General features: G+C 60.4%; 21 protein-coding genes. 8 read left to right on the top strand and 13 right to left on the bottom strand.

The genetic code is table 11. The annotated features are described in order from the left end of the window. Positions 1-39: 39 nt before the first annotated feature. Complete coding sequence (locus tag HX839_RS04320; protein ID WP_063034035.1) at positions 40-1,386, bottom strand: DEAD/DEAH box helicase; 1,347 nt, start codon at positions 1,384-1,386, stop codon at positions 40-42. A 193-nt stretch (positions 1,387-1,579) separates the two neighbouring features. Between HX839_RS04320 and HX839_RS04315 the strand changes: the two genes are divergently transcribed. After that, a complete protein-coding gene (locus tag HX839_RS04315; RefSeq protein ID WP_003210716.1) occupies positions 1,580-2,878 on the top strand; it encodes a mechanosensitive ion channel family protein in 1,299 nt (432 codons plus the stop codon). A gap of 50 nt (positions 2,879-2,928) precedes the next feature. Here HX839_RS04315 and HX839_RS04310 read toward each other — a convergent pair whose 3' ends face one another. Continuing rightward, a complete protein-coding gene (locus HX839_RS04310; protein WP_177066783.1) occupies positions 2,929-3,573 on the bottom strand; it encodes a hydrolase in 645 nt (214 codons plus the stop codon). Between the two features lie 153 nt (positions 3,574-3,726). Here HX839_RS04310 and HX839_RS04305 point away from each other — a divergent pair, with 153 nt between their 5' ends. Next, positions 3,727-4,632 carry a LysR family transcriptional regulator gene (locus HX839_RS04305; RefSeq protein ID WP_177040345.1) on the top strand — a complete coding sequence of 302 codons (906 nt, stop codon included), beginning with the start codon at positions 3,727-3,729 and terminating at the stop codon, positions 4,630-4,632. On the opposite strand, the gene HX839_RS04300 is transcribed toward HX839_RS04305, so the two are convergent. The 3 genes from HX839_RS04300 to HX839_RS04290 form a co-directional block, all read right to left on the bottom strand. Next, on the bottom strand, positions 4,577-5,458 hold the full coding sequence (locus HX839_RS04300) for a carboxylate/amino acid/amine transporter (RefSeq protein ID WP_177066782.1): 882 nt from the start codon (positions 5,456-5,458) through the stop codon (positions 4,577-4,579). The two genes, HX839_RS04305 and HX839_RS04300, sit on opposite strands and share 56 nt — an antisense overlap. Before the next feature lie 203 nt (positions 5,459-5,661). After that, positions 5,662-6,261, bottom strand: a complete 600-nt coding sequence (locus HX839_RS04295) for an FMN-dependent NADH-azoreductase (protein WP_177066781.1) — start codon at positions 6,259-6,261, stop codon at positions 5,662-5,664. A 151-nt stretch (positions 6,262-6,412) separates the two neighbouring features. Further along, positions 6,413-6,727, bottom strand: a complete 315-nt coding sequence (locus tag HX839_RS04290; protein WP_026078195.1) for a hypothetical protein — start codon at positions 6,725-6,727, stop codon at positions 6,413-6,415. Between the two features lie 49 nt (positions 6,728-6,776). Between HX839_RS04290 and HX839_RS04285 the strand changes: the two genes are divergently transcribed. The 5 genes from HX839_RS04285 (at position 6,777) to aqpZ (ending at position 11,878) form a co-directional block, all read left to right on the top strand. Beyond that, positions 6,777-7,700, top strand: coding sequence for a LysR family transcriptional regulator (locus HX839_RS04285; protein ID WP_177066780.1), 924 nt, complete (start codon positions 6,777-6,779; stop codon positions 7,698-7,700). Between the two features lie 13 nt (positions 7,701-7,713). Then, positions 7,714-8,517 (top strand): alpha/beta fold hydrolase, encoded by an 804-nt coding sequence (locus tag HX839_RS04280; RefSeq protein WP_177066779.1) that lies wholly within the window; start codon positions 7,714-7,716, stop codon positions 8,515-8,517. A gap of 3 nt (positions 8,518-8,520) precedes the next feature. Next, entirely contained in the window at positions 8,521-9,084 is a 564-nt protein-coding gene (locus HX839_RS04275; RefSeq protein ID WP_003210708.1) for a peptidylprolyl isomerase A, read from the top strand. A gap of 83 nt (positions 9,085-9,167) precedes the next feature. Beyond that, positions 9,168-11,000: an ABC transporter ATP-binding protein gene (locus HX839_RS04270; protein WP_102605387.1), complete on the top strand. Its 1,833-nt coding sequence runs from the start codon at positions 9,168-9,170 to the stop codon at positions 10,998-11,000. Between the two features lie 179 nt (positions 11,001-11,179). Beyond that, entirely contained in the window at positions 11,180-11,878 is a 699-nt protein-coding gene (gene aqpZ / locus HX839_RS04265) for an aquaporin Z (RefSeq protein WP_087692558.1), read from the top strand. Positions 11,879-11,932: 54 nt separating this feature from the next. Here aqpZ and HX839_RS04260 read toward each other — a convergent pair whose 3' ends face one another. From HX839_RS04260 to HX839_RS04250, 3 genes are all read right to left on the bottom strand, one after another. After that, a complete protein-coding gene (locus tag HX839_RS04260; protein ID WP_003210705.1) occupies positions 11,933-12,181 on the bottom strand; it encodes a BrnA antitoxin family protein in 249 nt (82 codons plus the stop codon). Beyond that, positions 12,159-12,437: a BrnT family toxin gene (locus HX839_RS04255; RefSeq protein WP_177050393.1), complete on the bottom strand. Its 279-nt coding sequence runs from the start codon at positions 12,435-12,437 to the stop codon at positions 12,159-12,161. Before HX839_RS04255 ends, HX839_RS04260 begins: the two co-directional genes overlap by 23 nt. Positions 12,438-12,516: 79 nt before the next feature. Then, positions 12,517-13,641 carry a GNAT family N-acetyltransferase gene (locus HX839_RS04250; RefSeq protein WP_177035902.1) on the bottom strand — a complete coding sequence of 375 codons (1,125 nt, stop codon included), beginning with the start codon at positions 13,639-13,641 and terminating at the stop codon, positions 12,517-12,519. Positions 13,642-13,680: 39 nt separating this feature from the next. Between HX839_RS04250 and HX839_RS31505 the strand changes: the two genes are divergently transcribed. Then, the gene (locus HX839_RS31505) at positions 13,681-13,836 is read left to right on the top strand and encodes a hypothetical protein (RefSeq protein WP_177066730.1); all 156 of its coding nucleotides are present in this window, start codon (positions 13,681-13,683) and stop codon (positions 13,834-13,836) included. 34 nt (positions 13,837-13,870) lie between these two features. Here the strand turns inward: HX839_RS31505 and HX839_RS04240 are convergent, their stop codons facing one another. The 5 genes from HX839_RS04240 to hrpA form a co-directional block, all read right to left on the bottom strand. Then, entirely contained in the window at positions 13,871-15,205 is a 1,335-nt protein-coding gene (locus HX839_RS04240; protein WP_177066778.1) for an OprO/OprP family phosphate-selective porin, read from the bottom strand. A 339-nt stretch (positions 15,206-15,544) separates the two neighbouring features. Then, positions 15,545-15,778, bottom strand: a complete 234-nt coding sequence (locus HX839_RS04235) for an anti-sigma factor (RefSeq protein ID WP_003210701.1) — start codon at positions 15,776-15,778, stop codon at positions 15,545-15,547. After that, complete coding sequence (locus HX839_RS04230; protein WP_177066777.1) at positions 15,772-16,386, bottom strand: RNA polymerase sigma factor; 615 nt, start codon at positions 16,384-16,386, stop codon at positions 15,772-15,774. The genes HX839_RS04235 and HX839_RS04230 overlap by 7 nt, the downstream gene beginning before the upstream one ends. A 25-nt stretch (positions 16,387-16,411) precedes the next feature. Further along, positions 16,412-17,533, bottom strand: coding sequence for a beta-ketoacyl-ACP synthase III (locus HX839_RS04225; RefSeq protein WP_003210699.1), 1,122 nt, complete (start codon positions 17,531-17,533; stop codon positions 16,412-16,414). A gap of 355 nt (positions 17,534-17,888) precedes the next feature. Then, the gene (gene hrpA, locus HX839_RS04220) at positions 17,889-21,800 is read right to left on the bottom strand and encodes an ATP-dependent RNA helicase HrpA (protein WP_177066776.1); all 3,912 of its coding nucleotides are present in this window, start codon (positions 21,798-21,800) and stop codon (positions 17,889-17,891) included. Positions 21,801-21,820 lie beyond the last annotated feature (20 nt).

The raw sequence follows: 21,820 nt of genomic DNA, 5'->3' as shown, positions 1-21,820 counted from the left end.
AAAAACCGGACATTGTCCGGTTTTTTTATGGCTCAAGCCTTACTCGGCAGCCGGTGCTTCCGGCTTGCGGCGCTTCAGAGGCGCCATGCCGTCCTTGCTGACCAACGACAGGTTGTCGGTCTTTGGACGGTTGGCAATCTTGCGCTTGGTCGGCGACTTGGCACCGGCCTTCTTCTTGTCGCCCTTGGCGTCGACCTTTTTCTTCTTCACGCCAACGGCCTTGCCCGATGCCTTGACCTTCTTCGGCCCGCCGTAGGTGCCTTTGACTTCCTTGATGGTGCGGCGCTCGAACGACTGCTTCAAGTAGCGCTCGATGCTCGACATCAGGTTCCAGTCGCCATGGCAGATCAGCGAGATCGCCAGGCCATCGTTGCCGGCACGCCCGGTACGACCGATACGGTGCACGTATTCGTCGCCGCTGCGGGGCATATCAAAGTTGATCACCATGTCCAGGCCATCCACGTCCAGGCCGCGGGCGGCAACGTCGGTGGCGACCAGGATCTTCACGCCGCCTTGCTTGAGGCGGTCGATGGCCAGCTTGCGGTCCTTCTGGTCTTTCTCACCGTGCAGGACGAACGCCTTGTACTCCTGAGCCACCAGGCGACCGTAGATGCGGTCGGCCATGGCCCGGGTGTTGGTGAACACGATAGCCTTCTGATAGGTCTCGTTGGCCAGCAACCAGTTGAGGATCTGCTCTTTGTGCACGTTGTGGTCAGCAGTGATGATCTGCTGACGGGTGGTCGAGTTCAGGTCGCTGACGTTGTTGACCTGCAGGTGCTCAGGGTTGTTCAGGACCTTGGCGACCATGTCGCGCAGGGTCGAACCACCGGTGGTGGCCGAGAACAGCATGGTCTGCTGGCGGTTGACGCACTCTTGCACCAGGCGCTGCACGTCGTCGGCAAAGCCCATGTCGAGCATGCGGTCGGCTTCGTCGAGCACCAGGACTTCAACTTCCTTGAGGTCCAGGTTGCCGGCGTTCAGTTGTTCGATCATCCGGCCCGGGGTGCCGATCAGGATGTCCGGCACCTTGCGCAGCATGGCGGCCTGGACCTTGAAGTCTTCGCCGCCGGTGATCAGGCCGGACTTGATGAAAGTGAACTGCGAGAAGCGCTCCACTTCCTTCAAGGTCTGCTGGGCCAGTTCGCGGGTCGGCAGCAGGATCAGGGTCTTGATGCTGACACGGACTTTCGCCGGGCCGATCAGACGGTTAAGAATCGGCAGGACGAAAGCGGCGGTCTTGCCACTCCCGGTTTGAGCCGTCACCCGCAGGTCACGCCCTTCGAGCGCGAGCGGGATGGCCGCTGCTTGCACAGGCGTTGGCTCGACAAATTTAAGCTCGGCCACGGCTTTGAGCAGGCGTTCGTGCAGGGCGAATTGGGAAAACACGGGTGCTACCTCGAAGAAATACAAAAAAACAGCTGCATAGGGTAACGGTTTCGGGCGCTCAGGCCGAGTTTCTTTACGCGAACTGGGTTAATCAGGCGCTTTTTTGTCAGGGGATTTGTCCACAACCACAACTTTGACGTACTTAAATGCTCTAATCCGCCCGTCACGTCTTACAGAAGAATCGCGTTTACCCATGGATATCAAACAGCTCTGGCTCAACGTCAAAGACCTTTGGGGCACCCTCGACGAACACCCGCTGCTGCATTCCAGCCTCGCGCTGATGGTGTTGCTGGTAGTGGCATTGCTGCTCGGACGAGTGGCCCGGTACCTCATCCTGCACGCCGTCAAGCTGCTGGGCCGGCAACCCGCGCTGCACTGGCTCAACGACCTGCGGCACAACAAAGTCTTCCACCGCCTGGCACAGATGACGCCGTCACTGGTGATCCAGTTCGGCCTGTACCTGGTGCCGGACCTGAGCAAGACCGCCACCCTGTTCATCGGCAATGTCGCCCTGGCGTTCACCATTCTGTTCATGGTGCTGGCGATCAGTGCACTGCTCAACGCCCTGCTGGACATCTATGCCCGCACCGAACACGCCCGCACCCGCTCGATCAAGGGCTATGTGCAGTTGGCGAAGATGGTGCTGTTCGTGTTTGGCGCAATCATCATCGTCGCCACGTTGATCGACCGCTCGCCACTGCTGCTGCTTTCCGGTCTGGGTGCAATGTCGGCGGTGATTCTGTTGGTCTACAAGGACACCCTGCTGTCGTTCGTCGCCAGTGTGCAACTGACCAGCAACGACATGCTGCGGGTCGGCGACTGGATCGAAATGCCCCAGGTCGGCGCCGACGGTGACGTGGTCGACATCACCCTGCACACCGTGAAGGTGCAGAACTTCGACAAGACCATCGTCTCGATTCCCACCTGGCGCCTGATGTCCGAGTCGTTCAAGAACTGGCGCGGCATGCAGGCCTCCGGTGGCCGGCGGATCAAGCGCAGCCTGTATATCGACGCCAGCGGCGTGCGTTTCATCCGCGACGACGAAGAGCTGAAGCTCACCCAGGTACACCTGCTGACCGACTACATGAGCCGCAAGAAGGCCGAGCTCAAGGCCTGGAACGAAGCCCAGGGCAATGTCGCGGCGATGTCCGCCAACCGCCGACGCATGACCAATATCGGCACCTTCCGCGCGTATGCCCTGGCCTATCTGAAAAGCCATCCGGAGATCCAGCCGAACATGACCTGCATGGTGCGGCAGATGCAGACCACCGCCCAGGGCATTCCGCTGGAGATCTACTGCTTCACCCGCACCACCGCATGGGCCGACTACGAGCGGATCCAGGGCGATATCTTCGACTACCTGCTGGCGGTGCTGCCGGAATTTGGTTTGAGCCTGTACCAGCAGCCCAGCGGCGGTGACTTGCGGGCGGGGATGTTGCCGGCGGTGCTGGGGGCCAGTCACCTGCCCCCGGCGGAAAAGGCAGTGATGTAACAACAAAAAACGGCACAACCCGAGTTGTGCCGTTTTTTTTGCGTTGGACCTTACTTGACCTGACGCTGCGGCGCGCCGTGAACCATGGTGTAGGCGTAATCCACGCCCATGCCGTAAGCGCCGCTGTGCTCCTGTACCAGGCCCATCACCGCGTCGTAGGTTTCCTTGTGAGCCCAGTCACGCTGGTATTCCAACAGCACTTGCTGCCAGGTGACCGGTACCGCGCCCGCCTGAATCATCCGTTGCACCGACATGTCATGCGCTTCTTTGCTGGTGCCGCCGGAGGCGTCGGTGACGATGTACACCTCGTAGCCTTCGGCCAGGGCTTCCAGGGCCGGGAAGTTCAGGCACACCTCGGTCCACAGGGCCGCCATGATCAGCTTCTTGCGCCCGGTGGCCTTCACCGCGGCCACCAGCACCTTGTCTTCCCAGGAGTTCATCGAGGTGCGCTCGATCGGCTGCTGGTCCGGGAACACGTCCAGCAGTTCCGGCCAGATGTAGCCGCTGAAGCTCTTGGTCTCAACCGAGGTCAGGATGGTCGGCACGTTGAAGATCCTGGCGGCCTTGGCCAGCGCCACCGTGTTGTTCTTCAGGGTCTGGCGATCGATCGACTGCACGCCAAAGGCCATCTGCGGCTGGTGGTCGATCAGGATCAGGGTGGAGTTGGCTGGGTTGAGCAATTCGCGAATAGACATGGTGACTTCCTTTTAATGGTTTCGATTCGGTAAGGGGTGCGTTCAGCGCCGCTGTGAAGCTTGGCTGGCGGCTTGGAAGTAACTTTATGGGATGGATAAAATCGAGACAATTACCTAAAATAGAGAATCATTGATTCTAAAAAAGGGACAATCATGGACCGTATCGAATGCATGCGGGCGTTTGTCGTCACGGTCGGCGAGAACGGCTTCGCGGCCGCCGCGCGAGCCATGGACGTACCGCGCTCAAAAGTCAGCAAACAGATTCAGGCGCTGGAAGAAGCCATAGGCGTGCAACTGCTTCAGCGCACCACCCGCAGCCTGCATTTGACGGAGGCCGGGGCCGAGTATTTTGAAGCTGCGCGTGAAGTACTGGCCGCCCTGGACGAAGCCGAACAGCGGGCCCGGGATGGTATCGGTGAGCTACGGGGCGTGTTGCGGGTCAATGCGCCGATGTCGTTCGGGCTGCATCGCCTGGGGCGGTTGATTCCGCTGTTCCATGAACAGCATCCGCATATCGAGCTGCAACTGGTGCTCAGCGACCAACAGGTCGACCCGGTACGCGGTGGTTTCGACGTGACCATCCGCATCGCCAGCATGCCCGACTCAACGATGATCGCCCGCCAGTTGGCACCTGCGCCACGGATCATGGTGGCTGCGCCAGCCTACCTGGCACGCGCGGGCACACCGCAGACCCCGCAAGACCTGCGCCACCACCAATGCCTCAATTATGGGTATCTGCAAAGCGGCGTCAGCCTGCAACTGAGCAAGGGCCAGGAAACCCAGCGGGTCAACGTTACCGGCCCTCTGCACGCCAACAACGGCGACCTGCTGGCCCAGGCGGCAGAGGCCGGGATGGGCATCGCGCTGTTGCCGGACTTTATCGTCGAAGACGCCCTGAGCGCCGGGCGCCTGGTGCCGGTGCTCTGCGAATGGCAGGCGCCGGCAATCACCATCAATGCGGTTTATTCGTCAGCGCGACGCGTGCCGCAAAAGACCCGCGCATTCATTGATTTTTTGCTGACGCAATTGGCACCGACGACCGCAGGCCCAGCCGGCTGATCCACACCGCCCCGAGAATCACCAAGCCGCCCAGCAGCAACCTGCCCAACGGTTCATGCTGATTCCAGATCAGCAAGTTCAGCAACAACCCCACCGGCACATGCAGGTTGTTCATCACCGCCAATGTGCCACCGTTGACCATGCACGCGCCCTTGTTCCACCAGTACATGCCCAGTGCCGTGCTGACCAGCCCGAGGAATACCAGCACGCCCCATTGCAACGGCGCTTCCGGCAGGAAGTTGGCCTTGCCGAACATCAGGAACGCCGGCAACGCCACCGCCAACGCGCCGAGATAGAAGTAGCCAAAGCGCCGGTAATGCGGCAGATCACTTGGATGACGGGCCACCAGATGCTTATAAAGCACCTGCCCGGCGGCGTAGGTGAAGTTGGCCAGTTGCAGCAGCAGGAAGCCCATGAAGAAGTTCGGGGTGATCTGGTCGAAGCGAATCACCGCTGCCCCCGCCACCGCCACCAGTGCGGCCACCAGCGCCCACGGGTTGAAGCGGCGGTTCAGGGCGTCTTCGATCAGGGTCACGTGCAACGGTGTCAGGATGGTGAACAGCAACACCTCCGGCACCGTCAGTACGCGAAAGCTCAGGTACAGGCACACGTAGGTCACGCCGAACTGCAGTGCGCCGATCAACAGCATGCCGCGCATGAACGCCGGTTCTACCGAGCGCCAGCGGGTCAGGGGGATAAACACCAGCCCGGCCAACAACACGCGCACCAGCACCGCGAAGTAACTGTCGACGTGACCGGCCAGGTATTCGCCGATCAAGCTGAAGGAAAACGCCTGGATCAGCGTCACAACAAGTAGATAGCCCATGCTCGCCTCATTTTGAATGGGCGCGACATTAGCGGTTTTCCGCGCGTTACGAAACTCAAGGCAAAAAAAACCCGACCTCGCTAAAAGCGTCAGTCGGGCGGGAGCACTCAGGAGCAAAAAGTGCAAAGGGAGGTTCGATACGCGTACTTGAAGGGTTGCGTGGAGCTATCTAAACAGCGGGCGATTATCTGACGATTAACATCTCACGCCACTTGGGCCAACAACGCCTTGGCCTGGTTCAAACCCTTCTTCTGGAAATCACCGCCCAGGTTCACCCCTTCGGCATGAATGAACGTGACGTCATGGATGCCGATAAAGCCCATGACCTGACGCAGGTACGGTTCCTGGTGGTCGGTGCTGCCACCGGCGTGAATGCCGCCGCGGGCGGTCAGCACAAAGGCGCGCTTGTCGGTCAGCAGGCCCTGGGGGCCGGTGGCGGTGTACTTGAAGGTCACACCGGCACGCAGCACATGGTCGAGCCAGGCTTTGAGGGTGCTGGGAATCGCGAAGTTGTACATCGGCGCGGCCATCACCAACACATCGGCGGCCAGCAATTCATCGGTCAGTTCGTTGGAGCGGTCCAGGGAGGCCTGTTCAACCGTGCTGCGCTGCTCGGCAGGTTTCATCCAGCCGCCCAACAGATTGGCATCCAGGTGCGGAACCGGGTTGATGGCGAGGTCTCGTACGGTGATCTGATCAGCCGGATGGGCGACTTTCCATTGGCTGATGAATTGTTGGGTCATCTGGCGGGAGATTGAATCCTGCTGACGGGCACTGCTTTCGATGATCAGAACACGGGCCATGATTATGTAAGCTCCATCGGTGAATGCTGTAAGGCGATGGAGTGAAGGTTAGACAGGGTCCGTTCGATTAAAAAGCGTAAAAAACTGCTATAACCCATCTATAAATTTGTTTATAAGCGGAGTATTGCTGTACGCAAGCTCCGCTTTTGCCTTATTTCGGTGCGCAGGTCAGCTGGATACGCATCTTGATAATGGCACGGCTGAAATTGACCGTGGTGTTGGTGGTTTTCCCTGCCGCGACCGTGACCTTGCGGGTACGCGGGGCTTCCGGACCATTGGTAAAGCGTACCTTGCACTCCGCGTCATTGGGGCCGTAGTTGGTGAGTTGGATCGAACTGATATTGCTGTCGACGTCTGACGCGCTGTAATCGATCTTCACGCCCTGAATGTCTTTCGTCACATCGGTACTGAATGCAAACGCACTCAACGGCAGCAACGCCAGCAGCACACAACAGAATTTTCTCATTCGGCAGTCTCCAATAAGGACCGCCAGCTTAGGACAAGAGGAGCTCATCTTGAAAGCGCCCCGCGTTACCCTTGATCAATGGCGCACCTTGCAAGCCGTGGTCGACCATGGCGGCTTCGCCCAGGCGGCCGAAGCGCTGCACCGCTCGCAATCCTCGGTGAGCTACACCGTGGCCCGCATGCAGGATCAGCTCGGCGTGCCGCTGCTGCGCATTGACGGGCGCAAGGCCGTGCTCACCGAAGCCGGTGAAGTGCTGCTGCGCCGCTCCCGGCAACTGGTGAAAAACGCCAGCCAACTGGAAGACCTGGCCCACCATATGGAACAAGGCTGGGAAGCCGAGGTGCGGCTGGTGGTCGACGCGGCCTACCCCAACGCCCGCCTGGTGCGCGCCCTCACTGCCTTTATGCCGCAAAGCCGTGGCTGCCGGGTGCGCTTGCGCGAAGAGGTGTTGTCCGGTGTCGAAGAGCTGTTGATGGACGGCATGGCCGACCTCGCCATCAGCGGGTTCATCATTCCCGGTTACCTCGGTACGGAAATGAGCGACGTCGAATTTGTCGCCGTGGCCCACCCCGAACATCCGCTGCATCAATTGCACCGCGAACTGAGCTTCCAGGATCTGGAAAGCCACATGCAGGTGGTGATCCGCGACTCCGGCCGCCAGCAGCCACGGGACGTCGGCTGGCTCGGCGCCGAGCAGCGCTGGACCGTCGGCAGCCTGCCCACCGCCGCCACCTTCGTCAGCAGCGGCCTGGGCTTCGCCTGGCTGCCGCGACACCTGATCGAACGCGAACTCAAGGAAGGCCTGCTCAAGCTACTGCTCCTGGAACGGGGTGGCAGCCGCAACCCGACCTTCTATCTTTACTCGAACAAGGACAAACCCCTGGGCCCGGCCACGCAGATTCTCGTCGAGTTGCTGCGCACCTTCGACACTGCACCACTGGACGCGCCATTCGCCGCACCGCAGCAAGCCTGAACAAGGAGTTCACGTGGCCTATTTCGAACATGAAGGTTGCACCCTGCATTACGAGGAATATGGCCACGGCGCGCCGCTGATCCTGATCCACGGCCTGGGCTCCAGTTGCCTGGACTGGGAACTGCAAGTGCCCGTGCTGTCCCAACACTATCGCCTGGTGGTGGTGGATGTGCGCGGTCACGGCCGCTCCGACAAACCCCGTGAGCGCTACAGCATCGCCGGCTTCACCGCCGACATGGTGGCCTTGATCGAACACCTGCATTTGCCGCCGGCCCACGTGGTCGGCCTGTCCATGGGCGGCATGATCGCCTTTCAACTGGCAGTGGATGAGCCGAAAATGCTCAAGAGCCTGTGCATCGTCAACAGTGCGCCCCAGGTCAAGGTTCGCAGCGCCAGCGACTATTGGCAGTGGGCCAAGCGCTGGAGCCTGGCGCGCATCCTCAGCCTGAACACTATCGGCAAGGCCTTGGGCAGCCTGCTGTTTCCCAAGCCCGAACAGGCCGAACTGCGGCGCAAGATGGCCGAACGCTGGGCAAAAAACGACAAACGTGCTTACCTCGCCAGCTTCGATGCGATTGTTGGCTGGGGCGTACAGGAACAACTTTCGAAAATATCCTGTCCAACCCTGGTCATCAGCGCCGACCACGACTACACCCCCGTGGCGCAGAAAGAAATCTATGTAAAACTGCTGCCCGATGCGCGGCTGGTGGTGATCGAGGATTCCCGCCATGCCACGCCGCTGGACCAACCTGAACGCTTCAACAACACCCTGCTCGATTTTCTCAAGACAGTCGAAACCACAACCCAGGATCACTGACCCATGCTGAAAAAAATCGCCTTCTTTGCCGGTTCCGTACTGTTCGCTGCCAACCTGATGGCGGCCGAACCCGCCAAGGCACCCCACGTATTGATCACCACCACCAATGGCGACATCGAGATCGAACTGGACCCGGTCAAGGCCCCGATCAGTACCAAGAACTTCCTGGCCTATGTCGACAAGGGCTTCTATACCAACACCATTTTTCACCGGGTAATCCCGGGCTTCATGGTGCAGGGCGGTGGTTTTACCCAGCAAATGTCGCAAAAGCCGACCGAAGCACCGATCAAGAACGAAGCCAGCAACGGCCTGCATAACGTGCGCGGCACCCTGTCGATGGCGCGTACCAACGACCCGAACTCCGCCACCAGCCAATTCTTCATCAACGTTGCGGACAATGCCTTCCTCGACCCGGGCCGTGATGCCGGTTACGCGGTGTTCGCCAAAGTGGTCAAGGGCATGGACGTGGTCGACATCATCGTCAACTCGCAGACCACCACCAAACAGGGCATGCAGAACGTGCCAATCGATCCTGTCCTGATCAAGTCGGCCAAGCGCATCGACTGAAGGCTACAGGGAGTTTCGCGCGGGGCCCGCAAGGCGTCGCGCGCATTTGAACAGGAGAGCCCGCCGCGCGGGCGTCAGACCTAATGCTCTATCGTCGTTTTGAACAACTGATCGACATCTTCCGCGAACCTCCCAGCGCGGCCCCTCCAGACAAAGTCCTACCCTTCTACGTCTATTACCTGCGCCAGGTATGGCCAAGCTTTGCCGCCTTGCTGGTGGTGGGCCTGATCGGCGCGCTGATCGAAGTGGCGCTGTTCAGCTACCTGAGCCGCATCATCGACCTGGCCCAGGGCACGCCGCCCGCCAACTTCTTCCAGATCCACGCCACCGAGCTGATCTGGATGGCCGTGGTCGCCCTGCTGTTGCGCCCGATCTTCGGCGCCCTGCATGACCTGCTGGTGCACCAGACCATCAGCCCCGGCATGACCAGCCTGATCCGCTGGCAAAACCACAGCTATGTGCTCAAACAGAGCCTGAACTTCTTCCAGAACGATTTCGCCGGGCGCATTGCCCAGCGCATCATGCAAACCGGCAACTCCCTGCGCGACTCCGCAGTGGCCGCCGTGGACGCGATCTGGCACGTGGCGATCTACGCCATCAGCGCCCTGGTGCTGTTCGCCGAAGCCGACTGGCGCCTGATGATCCCGCTGATCACCTGGATCGTCGCCTACAGCTTGGCCCTGCGGTACTTCGTGCCACGGGTCAAGGAGCGCTCGGTCATCTCCTCCGAGGCACGCTCAAAACTGATGGGGCGGATCGTCGACGGCTACACCAACATCACCACCTTGAAGCTGTTCGCTCATACCAATTTCGAGCAGAACTACGCCAGGGAAGCGATCGTCGAGCAGACCGAGAAAACCCAGTTGGCCAGCCGCGTCGTGACCAGCATGGACATCGTGATTACCACCATGAACGGCCTGCTGATTGTCACCACCACCGGCCTTGCCCTGTGGCTGTGGACCCAATCCCTGATTTCGGTGGGCGCCATCGCCCTGGCCACCGGCCTGGTGATTCGTATCGTCAACATGTCCGGCTGGATCATGTGGGTGGTCAACGGCATTTTCGAAAACATCGGCATGGTCCAGGACGGCCTGAAAACCATCGCCCAGCCGCTGGCAGTGACCGACCGGGAAAATGCCCCGCGCCTGGAAGTGCCCCATGGCGAGGTGCGGTTCGATCAGGTGGATTTCCACTACGGCAAGAAGAGCGGGATCATCAGCGGCTTGAACCTGGCGATTGAACCGGGTGAAAAGATCGGCCTGATCGGTCCGTCCGGCGCGGGCAAATCCACCCTGGTCAACCTGCTGTTGCGCCTGTACGACCTGCAAGGCGGCCGTATCCTGATCGACGGCCAGAACATCGCCGACGTCGCCCAGGAAACCCTGCGCGAACAGATCGGCATGATCACCCAGGACACCTCGCTGCTGCACCGCTCGATCCGCGACAACTTGCTGTATGGCAAGCCGGACGCCACCGACGAAGAGCTTTGGGCCGCCGTGCACAAGGCCCGCGCCGACGAGTTCATCCCATTGCTGTCGGACGCCGAGGGCCGCACCGGCCTCGACGCCCACGTAGGCGAACGCGGGGTGAAACTCTCCGGCGGGCAACGCCAGCGCATCGCCATCGCGCGAGTGCTGCTCAAGGATGCGCCAATCCTGATCATGGACGAAGCCACCTCGGCGCTGGATTCGGAAGTCGAAGCGGCGATCCAGGAAAGCCTGGAAACCCTGATGCAGGGCAAGACAGTGATCGCCATCGCCCACCGGCTGTCCACCATTGCCAGAATGGACAGGCTGGTGGTGCTGGAAAAAGGCCAGATCGCCGAGACCGGCAGCCATGCCGAATTGCTCGCACACGGCGGTTTGTATGCGCGATTGTGGCAACACCAGACCGGTGGCTTCGTCGGAATAGACTGATTCCGTTGGTTAACTGCAACCTCAATTCCGAACAATTCTGACAGTTTTCTCTATCCCGCTGGTCTTGCTACACAATCCTGCTGTACTCCAATCAGGCCCCAGGAGGGCCCTGATTTAAGGCAGCAGGGATGCATCACAGACCCGTTAATCAGATAGAGCAATCTATTAAGGATGTGTTCATGTCACTGTTCAAACGTTCCGTTACGGAAGGACTGGGTACGTTTTGGCTGGTGTTGGGTGGCTGCGGCAGTGCGGTACTGGCCGCATCGTCCCCGGTCGGGATCGGTGTGCTCGGTGTGGCCCTGGCGTTCGGGCTCACGGTGCTGACCATGGCATTTGCCATCGGGCACATCAGCGGTTGTCACCTGAACCCTGCAGTGTCGGTGGGGCTGGTAGTGGGCGGAAGATTTCCGGCCAGGGAGTTACCGGCGTACATCGTGTCCCAGGTAATCGGCGGCGTCGTTGCCGCTGCACTGTTGTACTTCATAGCCAGCGGCAAGCCGGGGTTCGAACTGGCTTCGGGCCTGGCCAGCAACGGCTACGGCGAGCATTCGCCTGGTGGTTATTCGATGGCAGCGGGGTTTGTGTGCGAGCTGGTGATGACGGCGATGTTCGTGTTGATCATCCTCGGCGCCACCGACCGTCGTGTGCCGACGGGCTTCGCGCCCATTGCCATTGGCCTGGCGCTGACGCTGATCCACCTGATCTCGATCCCGGTCACCAACACCTCGGTCAACCCGGCCCGCAGTACCGGCCCGGCGCTGATCGTCGGCGGTTGGGCGCTGCAGCAGTTGTGGATGTTCTGGCTGGCGCCGATCCTCGGTGCAGTGGTCGGCGGCATTACCTATCGATGGCTCGGCACGGAAAAAACCGCCTGAGCCAGACAGGTTCAGCCCTGCCGATAAGGCAGGGCTGCCCTCGCCAGTGCTCTATCAGCCTTGATGTGCCTGCATATACTGGCGCAGCAACTGATTGATGCGCGTCTGATAGCCAGTCCCTTGCCCCTTGAACCACTCAAGAACGTCAGCATCCAGACGGATAGTAACTGCCTGCTTGACCGGCACACGCAATTCGGCACGACGGAAGAAGTCTTCTCCCAACTCGGGGATGTCGCTGGTATCGATCTCCCGATCGTCCATCTTAGCCAGGCGCTCCCAGTCAGTTTTCGATGCTTTCGACATAGTATTTGGCCTCCTGTTTGGTTGCTTTTCGGGCGGAAATAATGCGAATTACGTCACCCCGCCTCTCGGTGTATACAACTACACCTACCAGTAATTTTATCCAGCCAATGCTGACCCAGCGTTCTTCGTCATAATCCGTTCGAGTATCACGTTGTGACAATATTGGATGTTGAAAAATATCCGATACGTCGTTGAAGTCTATGCCGTGCTTGCGGATGTTTATTTGGTTTTTGGATTCATCCCACTCAAAACGCATGGTGCATCCTGTATTTACTTTTGTACATACACTATAGCGAAGTGCTCCCGCCCTCGGCACCTGTCAATCGATCAGTGGTTCAGCCCTGCCGATAAGGCAGGGCTGTCCTCGCCTCCTCGGCATACGCCAGGATCCCCACGCTTTCGCGCTCCAGGAAATCCGCCACGGCGGTCTTCAATCCCGGGTGTCGCAGGTAATGCCAGGAGTGCGTGATCACCGGCTCAAACCCGCGAATCAGCTTGTGCTCGCCCTGGGCGCCGGCGTCGAAACGCTGCAGGCCATGGGCAATCGCGTAATCCATGCCTTGGTAGAAGCAAGTCTCGAAATGCAGCCGGTCGAACTCGGCCAGGCAGCCCCAGTAACGCCCATAAAAACTGTTGCCGCCGATCAGGCTGAAGGCCATGGCCACCGGCCGTGAGCCTTGCTTGGCCAGCACCACGCGAATCGCCTCGGGCATGCGCTCGGCCAGCAGACTGAAAAACGCCCGGGTCAGGTACGGCGATTGTCGGCGTATGGCGTAGGTATTGGCGTAACAGGCGTAGACAAAATCCCACTGCGCCTCGCTCAACTCATGACCTTGCAGCCACTCGAACTCGATGCCCTGCCCCGCCACTTGCTCGCGCTCCTTGCGCATCTGTTTGCGCTTGCGCGAACTCAGCGCGTCGAGAAAGTCCTGGAAGTCGCGGTAGCCGCGGTTTTGCCAATGAAACTGGCAGCCCAGGCGTTGCAGCCAACCCGGCTGCCGGGCCAGTGCGGTGTCTGCGAGGGCGTCGGTAAAGTTGATATGGGCGCTGGAAAGGCCTTCGATTTCCAGGTAACCGGGCAGGCTTTTAAGCAATTCGAAACCGTCCTCGGCGCTGGCGGCCAACAGGCGCGGGCCGCTGACCGGGCTGAAGGGCACGGCCGTCAGCAATTTCGGGTAGTAGTCGATGCCCGCCCGCTCGCAGGCATCGGCCCAACCGTGGTCGAACACGTACTCGCCATAGGAATGCCATTTGCGATAGCTGGGCAACGCGGCAATCAGCCGTCCACCTTCATAGTGCAGCAAATGCTCGGGCTGCCAGCCGGAGTGCGGGCCGATGCTGGCGCTGTCTTCCAGGGCACTGAGGAACGCATGGCGCAGAAACGGCTGATCGACGGGGACCAACGCGTTCCATTCATCGGGCGCAATCTCGGACAGGTTATTCAAACGTTGTAACGGCATCCCATTCCCCGACGGTCACGGCTTTGTGTAGGAGCGAGCGTGCTCGCGATGATCGTTAACGACAACGCGACCATTCTGACAGAACGCGGTGATCTCGGGTTCTTCGCGAGCAAGCTCGCGCCTACAGGACACGGCGCAAAAAAAAACCCCGCCAAACGGCGGGGCAAACCAAATGAGGAGCGCTTTGACGGATGAAGAAAGAGCGCTTTGGAGCGGTATTACAGGTTGCCTAGAACACGTATTGCACGCGGGCCACGATGGCGTCGCCGCTGTCGTCGCCATTGGCGTTCTGGATCTTGTCAGTGCTGACCTTGAGGTAGTTGGCAGACACCTTCACCGTTTCGTTGGCGTACCAGTTGACACCGATGGTGTTCAGGCTTGCCTTGGCGTCACCCACTTCACGGGTCGCGCTGTTACGCACCACGTTTTTGTCGTCAACGCTGATGTTGTCGTAGCGGTAGAACACTTCCCACGCACCGAACTGCTTGTTCTGCGGCTTGATGGTGTCGAACTTGGCGCCGTCGAGTTTGTAGACCCGGGACTCGCCGGTCAGCGTGTAGGCCACCTGGCCGTAGAAACCCGTGGCCTTCACATCCTGATAAGCGCTGCTGTCGGCCTTCATCTTGCGGTTCAGGTATTCGGCCTGCAGGGACAGCGGACCGCGGGCGAAGGCAAATTCGCCGCCGAACACCGTGTCGGTGTCGTAGGCGTCGTTCGCGGTCAGGTTGCCGGAGTCCAGCCCTACACCGCCGCCGAAGGTCGCACGGTTGCCGTTGGCCCCGGCATCGTTACCGCCGTTGGTGGCAACGCCACGAGCGTCCAGGCGAGGACGGATCCGCGAGTCGAACGAGGTGTCCTTCAGGTCACGCACCGCCACGTCCACCCCCAGGTGCAAGACGTTGCCGCTGTCGTGCATCGGCGCAAACACGGCACGGCCGTTGAACTGCTTCACGCCTTTGCCGTCCTTGTCGTTGATGTCCTTGGACGACACGCTGGAGGACAGGTAGGCCATGTCAGCCACCACGGCGCTGACCTGCAGGCCCATGCCGTTCTCGTGGGAGTTGATCCAGTCGGCGACTTCATAACCGAGGTTACGCTCGATGGCGGTCACCCATTTGGAACTGGTGGCTTTTTCCAGGCCGAAGTCCTGGTCGAAACGACCCGCGCGGATCACCACTGGCTTGAAGCCTACGTACGAGAAGGACGCTTCGTCGAAGTAGCCATCATCGGCATTGCCGGAGTTGTGGGAAAAGTCGTAGTTGATCTGGTATTTCCAGTCCTTGTACACCGTGCCGCCCAATTCGAGGTAGGCACGTCGGAAGTATGTGGCGTCAGCCGAGTTGCCATTCTTGGTGTAAAAGCCATCAAACGTGCCGTAATCGGCCTGCAAACGACCACCCAGCTTGAAGCTGAAATTCTGGTCGGTGGTTGCAACCTCAAGGCCGCCCTTGGTTTTGACAACGATATCGGCACCGTCAGTAGTGACAGTACCGGCGAAAGCCTGGGCGGTAACGGCCAGGGCCAAGGCGCTGGCCGCGAAACCGGCGAAGTGCTTGCGGATCATCGAAGAATTCCCCTAATTGATGGTCTTGTGCATTGGTAAAACACGCGGTTTAGAGCCGCTGGTGTTGGGGGGCGATCTTGGCGAGGGGATATTTCAGCTGGGTTGCCGAAACATAAAGATTTTGTTACTCGGGAACTTTTTAATAGCCATTCGAAATAAGCCAGAGCCTACGGAAATCAAGGCTCCAGCTCTGAAAACTGGTGAAAATGGCAGATGATACAAAATGTAAAAACACCCGAGAAAAATGAAATATTTTTCATCTTGGTTGTTTTTTGAGCAAAAAAAAGCCCGCATCTTTTATCGATGCGGGCTTCGTTTCAGTGTGAAAAGTGATGGATATTATTGGTCGCGGGAGCGCTCGGCGGCCAGGCGTTCGGCCAACGCATCAACATCGGCGATAGGCGGCTCGGGCAGGATCTTCAGCGTCGCCTGCATCAAGCGCATCTGCCGGATGAAGCGCCGGCAGTTGGGGCAGAACATCAGGTGATGGCGCACCAGCAGGCGCTCGCGAAAGGTCAGTTGCCCATCGAGATAGTCACTGGAACGTGCCACTTGTTCCTTACAGGTCAACATTCGCCGGTTTCCTCAAAATGCTCCACCGTGGCGAAGACTTTAAGCCGTGCTCGATGCAACAGCACACGAACATTGGAGAGCGATAGCGTCAGAAGATTACAAATCTCCTCCAACTCCAGCCCCTGGCGCTCACGCAGCAGCAGTACGCTGCTTTGCAGCTCGGAAAGACTGGCCAGCGTGTGCTCCAGGCATTTACGCAGTTCGTCTTCAGTGAGCAGGGCTTCGGGCGTGTCCTGATGCCAGGCAAACGGCGCGACGGCCCAGTGGCCATCGTCGGGCACAAAGCGATCATCACCGATGGTGCCATGGGGCGCCGGCAAGTCATCGAGCAGTACTTCCCGGCGGTTTTGCTTGTAGCGGCCCTTTGCCGAGTTGGCAGTAATGGTCAGCAGCCAGGTCTTGAGGCTGGAACGCCCCTCGAACTTCGCCAGGTTACGCACCACCGAGAGCCAGGCGTCCTGCACCACCTCATCGGCATGGCGCTGGCCAACGATGGCATAGGCCACGGCACGCATCGCGCTCTGGTAGGTGGTGACCAACTCCTTGTAGGCCCGCTGCTCACCCTTGAGCAATCGTTCAAGCAGGTGCGCGTCGTCCGCTGCTGCCATTCAAGACCTCGATTTCAAAACATGATCAGCGTTTGCGCAGGATCACGCTACCAATCGAATACCCTGCGCCAAACGAGCTAAGCACAGCCACAGCGCCCTTGGGCAAGTCGTCCTGGTAGGTGTGGAACGCAATCACCGAACCCGCCGAACTGGTGTTGGCGTAAGTATCGAGGATCACCGGCGCCTCTTCCACAGAAGCCTCGCGGCCCAGCAGTTTCTTGACGATCAGGTGATTCATGCTGAGGTTGGCCTGGTGCAGCCAGAAACGCTTCACATCGCCAACATTCAGCTGGTTTTCCGACAGGTGCTTGCCGATCAACTCGGCGACCATCGGGCAGACATCACGGAAGACCTTGCGGCCTTCCTGCACGAACAGCTTGTCCGGGGCACCAATCCCCTCTTCCGCCGCGCGGTTGAGGAAGCCGAAGTTATTGCGGATGTTGTTGGAGAACTTGGTCAGCAACTTGGTGCTCACCACATCGAACTGATGCTCGGAAGTGGCCAGGTCGGCCCGCTCCAGGATCACGGCGGTGGCCGCATCGCCAAAGATGAAATGGCTGTCGCGGTCGCGGAAGTTCAGGTGGCCGGTGCAGATCTCCGGGTTGACCATCAGGATCGCCCGCGCCTGGCCCAGCTGGATGCTGTTGGCGGCGTTCTGGATACCGAAGGTCGCCGAGGAACACGCCACGTTCATGTCAAAGCCAAAACCCTGGATACCCAGCGCTTCCTGGACTTCGATGGCAATCGCCGGGTACGCCCGCTGCAGGTTGGAACAGGCGACGATCACACCGTCGATATCGGCGGCGGTCTTGCCGGCACGCTGCAACGCTTGCTCGGCAGCACTGACGGCCATCTGGCAGAGGATCGACCATTCGTCGTTGGAGCGCTCGGGCAGGCGTGGCGCCATGCGTTGCGGGTCGAGAATGCCGGCCTTGTCCATGACAAAGCGGCTCTTGATGCCCGAGGCCTTCTCGATAAAGGCGGCGCTGGATTCGGTCAGGGCCTCCACGTCACCGCGTTCAATGGCGGCGGCGTTATCCAGGTTGAACTGTTGCACGTAAGCATTGAAAGACTGCACCAGCTCTTCGTTGGAGATGCTGTTGGCCGGGGTGTACAGGCCTGTGCCGCTGATGACGACGTTATGCACGGTCGTTCCTCTAAATCTGTTCAGGCAGAAGGGTATTGGTACCGTCGTACCAAACCGTAAGTAGTTTTATGCCGCCCAGCGGCCTTCAAACTGGAAACGCTTTATTCCATCGCGCCACGGCTGCACCAGCCCAACTCGACGATCCCGGCATTTATAACCGCGAAGTTTGCCACAACATCGGACACTTGGCGCCTATCCCGCGCAAACACCTTCCCTGTGGCGAGCGAGCTTGCTCGCGCTGGGTCGCGAAGCGGCCCCAATAAAGTGACCCGGGTGTTTCAGAGAGACCTTATGGGGCTGCTTCGCAGCCCAGCGCGAGCAAGCTCGCTCGCCACAGTTGCTTGCCGCACGTCGGTCACGCTTCGACCAGGCTCCATTGCTTGCTCAGGCGCTTGTCGGAAATCGGTACCTTGGTGCCCAACTGCTGGGCAAACAGCGATACCCGGTATTCCTCCAGCCACCAGCGATACAGCTCCAGCTGAGGGTCGCGCTTGCCTTCCTGGGCGTGTTTGTTCAGGCGGTTCTGATACTGGCTCCACAAGCCGCCCAACTCGGTACTCCAGACCCGGTCCTTCTGCACCTGGCTTGGCAGTTTCTCCAGGCGCAGCTCGATGGCCTTGAGGAAGCGCGGCAGTTCCTTGAACCATTGCGCCGGGGTTTCCCGTACGAAACCGGGATACACCAGATTGCTCAGTTGCTGCTTGATATCATTCAGCGCCACCGCCTGGGCCAGGTCAATCTTGCCCTTGAAGCGTTTTTGCAGGCCATGCCACAGTTTCAAAATTTCGAGGGTCAGGCGCGCCTGGCGCTCGGCGTGCTCGGTCCAACTGCCACGCTTGCGCTCGGCCAGGGCTTCCAGGCCGGCGCCGTCCCGCGGCAGGCTGGCTTCGCCTTCCAGCACGCAACTGTCGAGGCTGGCCAACAGAATGTCTTCCACCAGGGCTTCGATACGCCCCAGCTCGCGGTACATCAACCCCAACTCGGTCAGGCCCGGCAATTTGCCCCGCAGGAACTTTGCCGGCTCGGCCAGTTGTTGCAGCAGCAGGCGCTGCAAGGCTCGACGGTGCTGGAACTCAGCCTCGGCAGCGGTAGAGAAACGCCCTTCCTTGACCGTGCCGTTTTCTTCGACCAAGGCCGGATACACCGTCATCGAAAGCCCGGCGATGTTTTGCTGGGTTTTCTCGGCCACCGCCGCGAACACCTTGGCCTCCACCGGCTGCTGGCTCTTCGCAGTCTGCGGCACCGCCAACGCAGCTTGGCTGGCCTCGGCGAAACGCGCGGTCAACTCGGCCAGGTCGCGGCCTTCACCGAGGAACTTGCCCTGGCCGTCGACCACTTCCAGGTTCATCTTCAGGTGGCTCTCCACCTGCTGCGCAGCCTCGGCCCAGGCTTCATCGCTGACCCGTGCCCCGGTCATGCGCAGCAGCTCACGCCCCAAGGCCTGAGGCAACGAGCCTTGGCCGAACTCGATACGTTGCAACGCCGCCTTGACGAAATCCGGCACCGGCACGAAGTTCTTGCGCAGGGCCTTGGGCAAGTTGCGCACCAGGGCAATGCACTTGGCCTCGATCACACCCGGCACCAGCCATTCCAGGCGCTCGGGTGGCAAGGCCGGCAACAGCGGCGCCGGCACGCGCAGGGTCACACCGTCCCGTGGATGGTTGGGTTCGAAGTGATAACTCAAGGCCAGGGCCAGGTCGCCCAGGTGCAAGGTGTCGGGGTAATGGGCGGCGGTGACTTCACTGGCCTCGCGGGCCAGCACGTCTTCTTCGCGCATGATCAACAGCTGCGGGTCTTTCTGGCTGTTGACCTTGTACCAACTGTCGAAGGTCGCAGTCTGGTGGATCTCGGCGGGCAGGCGCGCATCGTAGAAGGCGTACAGCGTTTCCTCGTCCGCCAGGATATCGCGTCGGCGGGCCTTGGCTTCCAGTTCGTCGAGCTGCTCCAGCAATTGCTGGTTGGCCGTCAGGCAGCGGGCCCGGGACTGGATCTCGCCGCGCACGAGGCCTTCGCGGATAAACAGCTCGCGGGACGTCACCGGATCAATCGGCCCGTAATGCACCGGCCGGCGCCCGACGATGATCAACCCGAACAGGGTGATCTGCTCAAACGCCACCACCTGGCCGCGCTTCTTTTCCCAATGGGGTTCGAAGTGGTTTTTCTTGATCAGGTGCCCGGCCAACGGCTCGATCCAGTCGGCGTCGATCTTGGCCACCATCCGCGCGTACAGCTTGGTGGTTTCCACCAGCTCGGCGGTCATCAGCCATTGCGGACGCTTCTTGCCAATACCCGACGACGGGTGAATCCAGAAACGCCGCTGACGCGCGCCGAGGTAATCGCCCTCTTCGGTCTTCTGGCCAATCTGGCTGAGCAGGCCGGACAGCACCGCCTTGTGCAGTTTGGGGAAGTCCGCCGGTTCTTTGTTGACGGTCAACTGCATGTCGCGACAGATCAGGCTCAACTGGCGGTGGGAGTCACGCCATTCCCGCAGGCGCAGGTAGTTCAGGAAATTCTTGCGGCACCAATTGCGCAGCGGGCTGGCGGTCAATTCCTGGCGCTGCTCTTCAAAACCCCGCCACAGGTTCACCAACCCGGCGAAGTCCGAATCCGCGTCCTTCCATTGTGCGTGAGCCTGGTCGGCGGCTTGCTGGCGCTCCGGCGGACGCTCGCGCGGGTCCTGGATCGACATGGCGCTGGCGACGATCAGCACTTCCTGCAGGCTGCCAAGCTTGGCTGCCTCCAGCAACATGCGGCCCATGCGTGGGTCCACCGGCAGACGCGCCAACTGGCGGCCCATCGGTGTCAGCTGGCTGTTGCGGTCAACGGCGGACAACTCTTGCAGCAGGTTGAAACCGTCGCTGATGGCCTTGCCGTCCGGCGGCTCGATAAACGGGAAATCGGTGATCTCGCCCAGGCGCAGGTGCAGCATCTGCAGGATTACGGCCGCGAGGTTTGTGCGAAGAATCTCGGGGTCGGTAAATTCCGGGCGCCCGATAAAATCCTCTTCGCTGTACAAGCGCACGCAGATACCGGGTTCGACCCGCCCGCACCGGCCTTTACGCTGGTTGGCACTGGCCTGGGAAATCGCCTCGATCGGCAGTCGCTGCACCTTGGCCCGGTAGCTGTAGCGGCTGATGCGCGCGGTGCCACTGTCGATCACATAACGAATGCCTGGCACGGTCAGCGAGGTTTCCGCGACGTTGGTCGCCAGCACCACACGCCGGCCTGGGTGCGACTGGAAGATCCGCTGCTGCTCCGCCGGCGACAGGCGCGCATACAGCGGCAGGATTTCAGTGTGCTTGAGCTGGGCCTTGCGCAGCATGTCGGCGGCGTCGCGAATCTCGCGCTCGCCGGGCAGGAACACCAGCACATCGCCGGGGCTCTTGCGCTCGCTGCGCTCGAAGGCGGCGATCTCATCGAGGGTGGCGAGAATCGCCTGGTCGACGGTCAGGTCGTCCTCGACGCGGTTGCCCTCCTCGTCCTGCTCCAGGGTCAGCGGGCGGTACCAGGTCTCCACCGGGAAGGTGCGGCCCGACACCTCGACAATCGGCGCATCGTCGAAGTGCTTGGAAAAGCGCTCCAGGTCGATGGTGGCCGAGGTGATGATGACCTTGAGGTCCGGGCGACGCGGCAGCAGGGTTTTCAGATAACCCAGCAGGAAGTCGATGTTCAGGCTGCGTTCGTGGGCTTCGTCGACGATGATCGTGTCGTAGCGTTCGAGGTAGCGGTCGTTCTGGGTTTCGGCCAGCAGGATACCGTCGGTCATCAGCTTGATCAGGGTGTTGGAATCACTCTGGTCTTCAAACCGCACCTGATAACCCACCAGGGAACCCAGCGGCGTCGCCAACTCTTCCGCGACCCGGCTCGCCACGCTGCGCGCCGCAATCCGCCGCGGCTGGGTGTGGCCGATCAGGCCGTATTGGCCGCGGCCGATTTCCAGGCAGATTTTCGGCAACTGGGTGGTTTTACCCGAACCGGTCTCACCGGCAATGATCAGCACCTGATGCTTGAGCAACGCTTCCTTGATCTCGTCACGCTTGGCGGCGATCGGCAGGCTGTCGTCATAGCGAATCACCGGCAGGCTGGCGCGCCGCGCCGTCACCTGGGCGCAGGAGGCCTGCATCCGCGTCACCCACTGCGCAAGTTTTTCCTCATCGGGTTTCTTGCGCAGCTCAAGCAGCTGCCGCCGCAAGCGGTGGCGGTCGGCGAGCATGGCGTGATCGAGGTTTTTCAGCAGTTGGTCGATAGCGGGCGCTTGGTCAGTCATCAGGTACGCAAAGGTCGTCT

The sequence above is a fragment of the Pseudomonas sp. I8001 genome, from assembly GCF_013385345.1.
GTDB lineage: Bacteria > Pseudomonadota > Gammaproteobacteria > Pseudomonadales > Pseudomonadaceae > Aquipseudomonas.
Note: the sequence above shows the minus strand (reverse complement) of the source record. Positions and strands in the feature narration are given on the sequence as shown.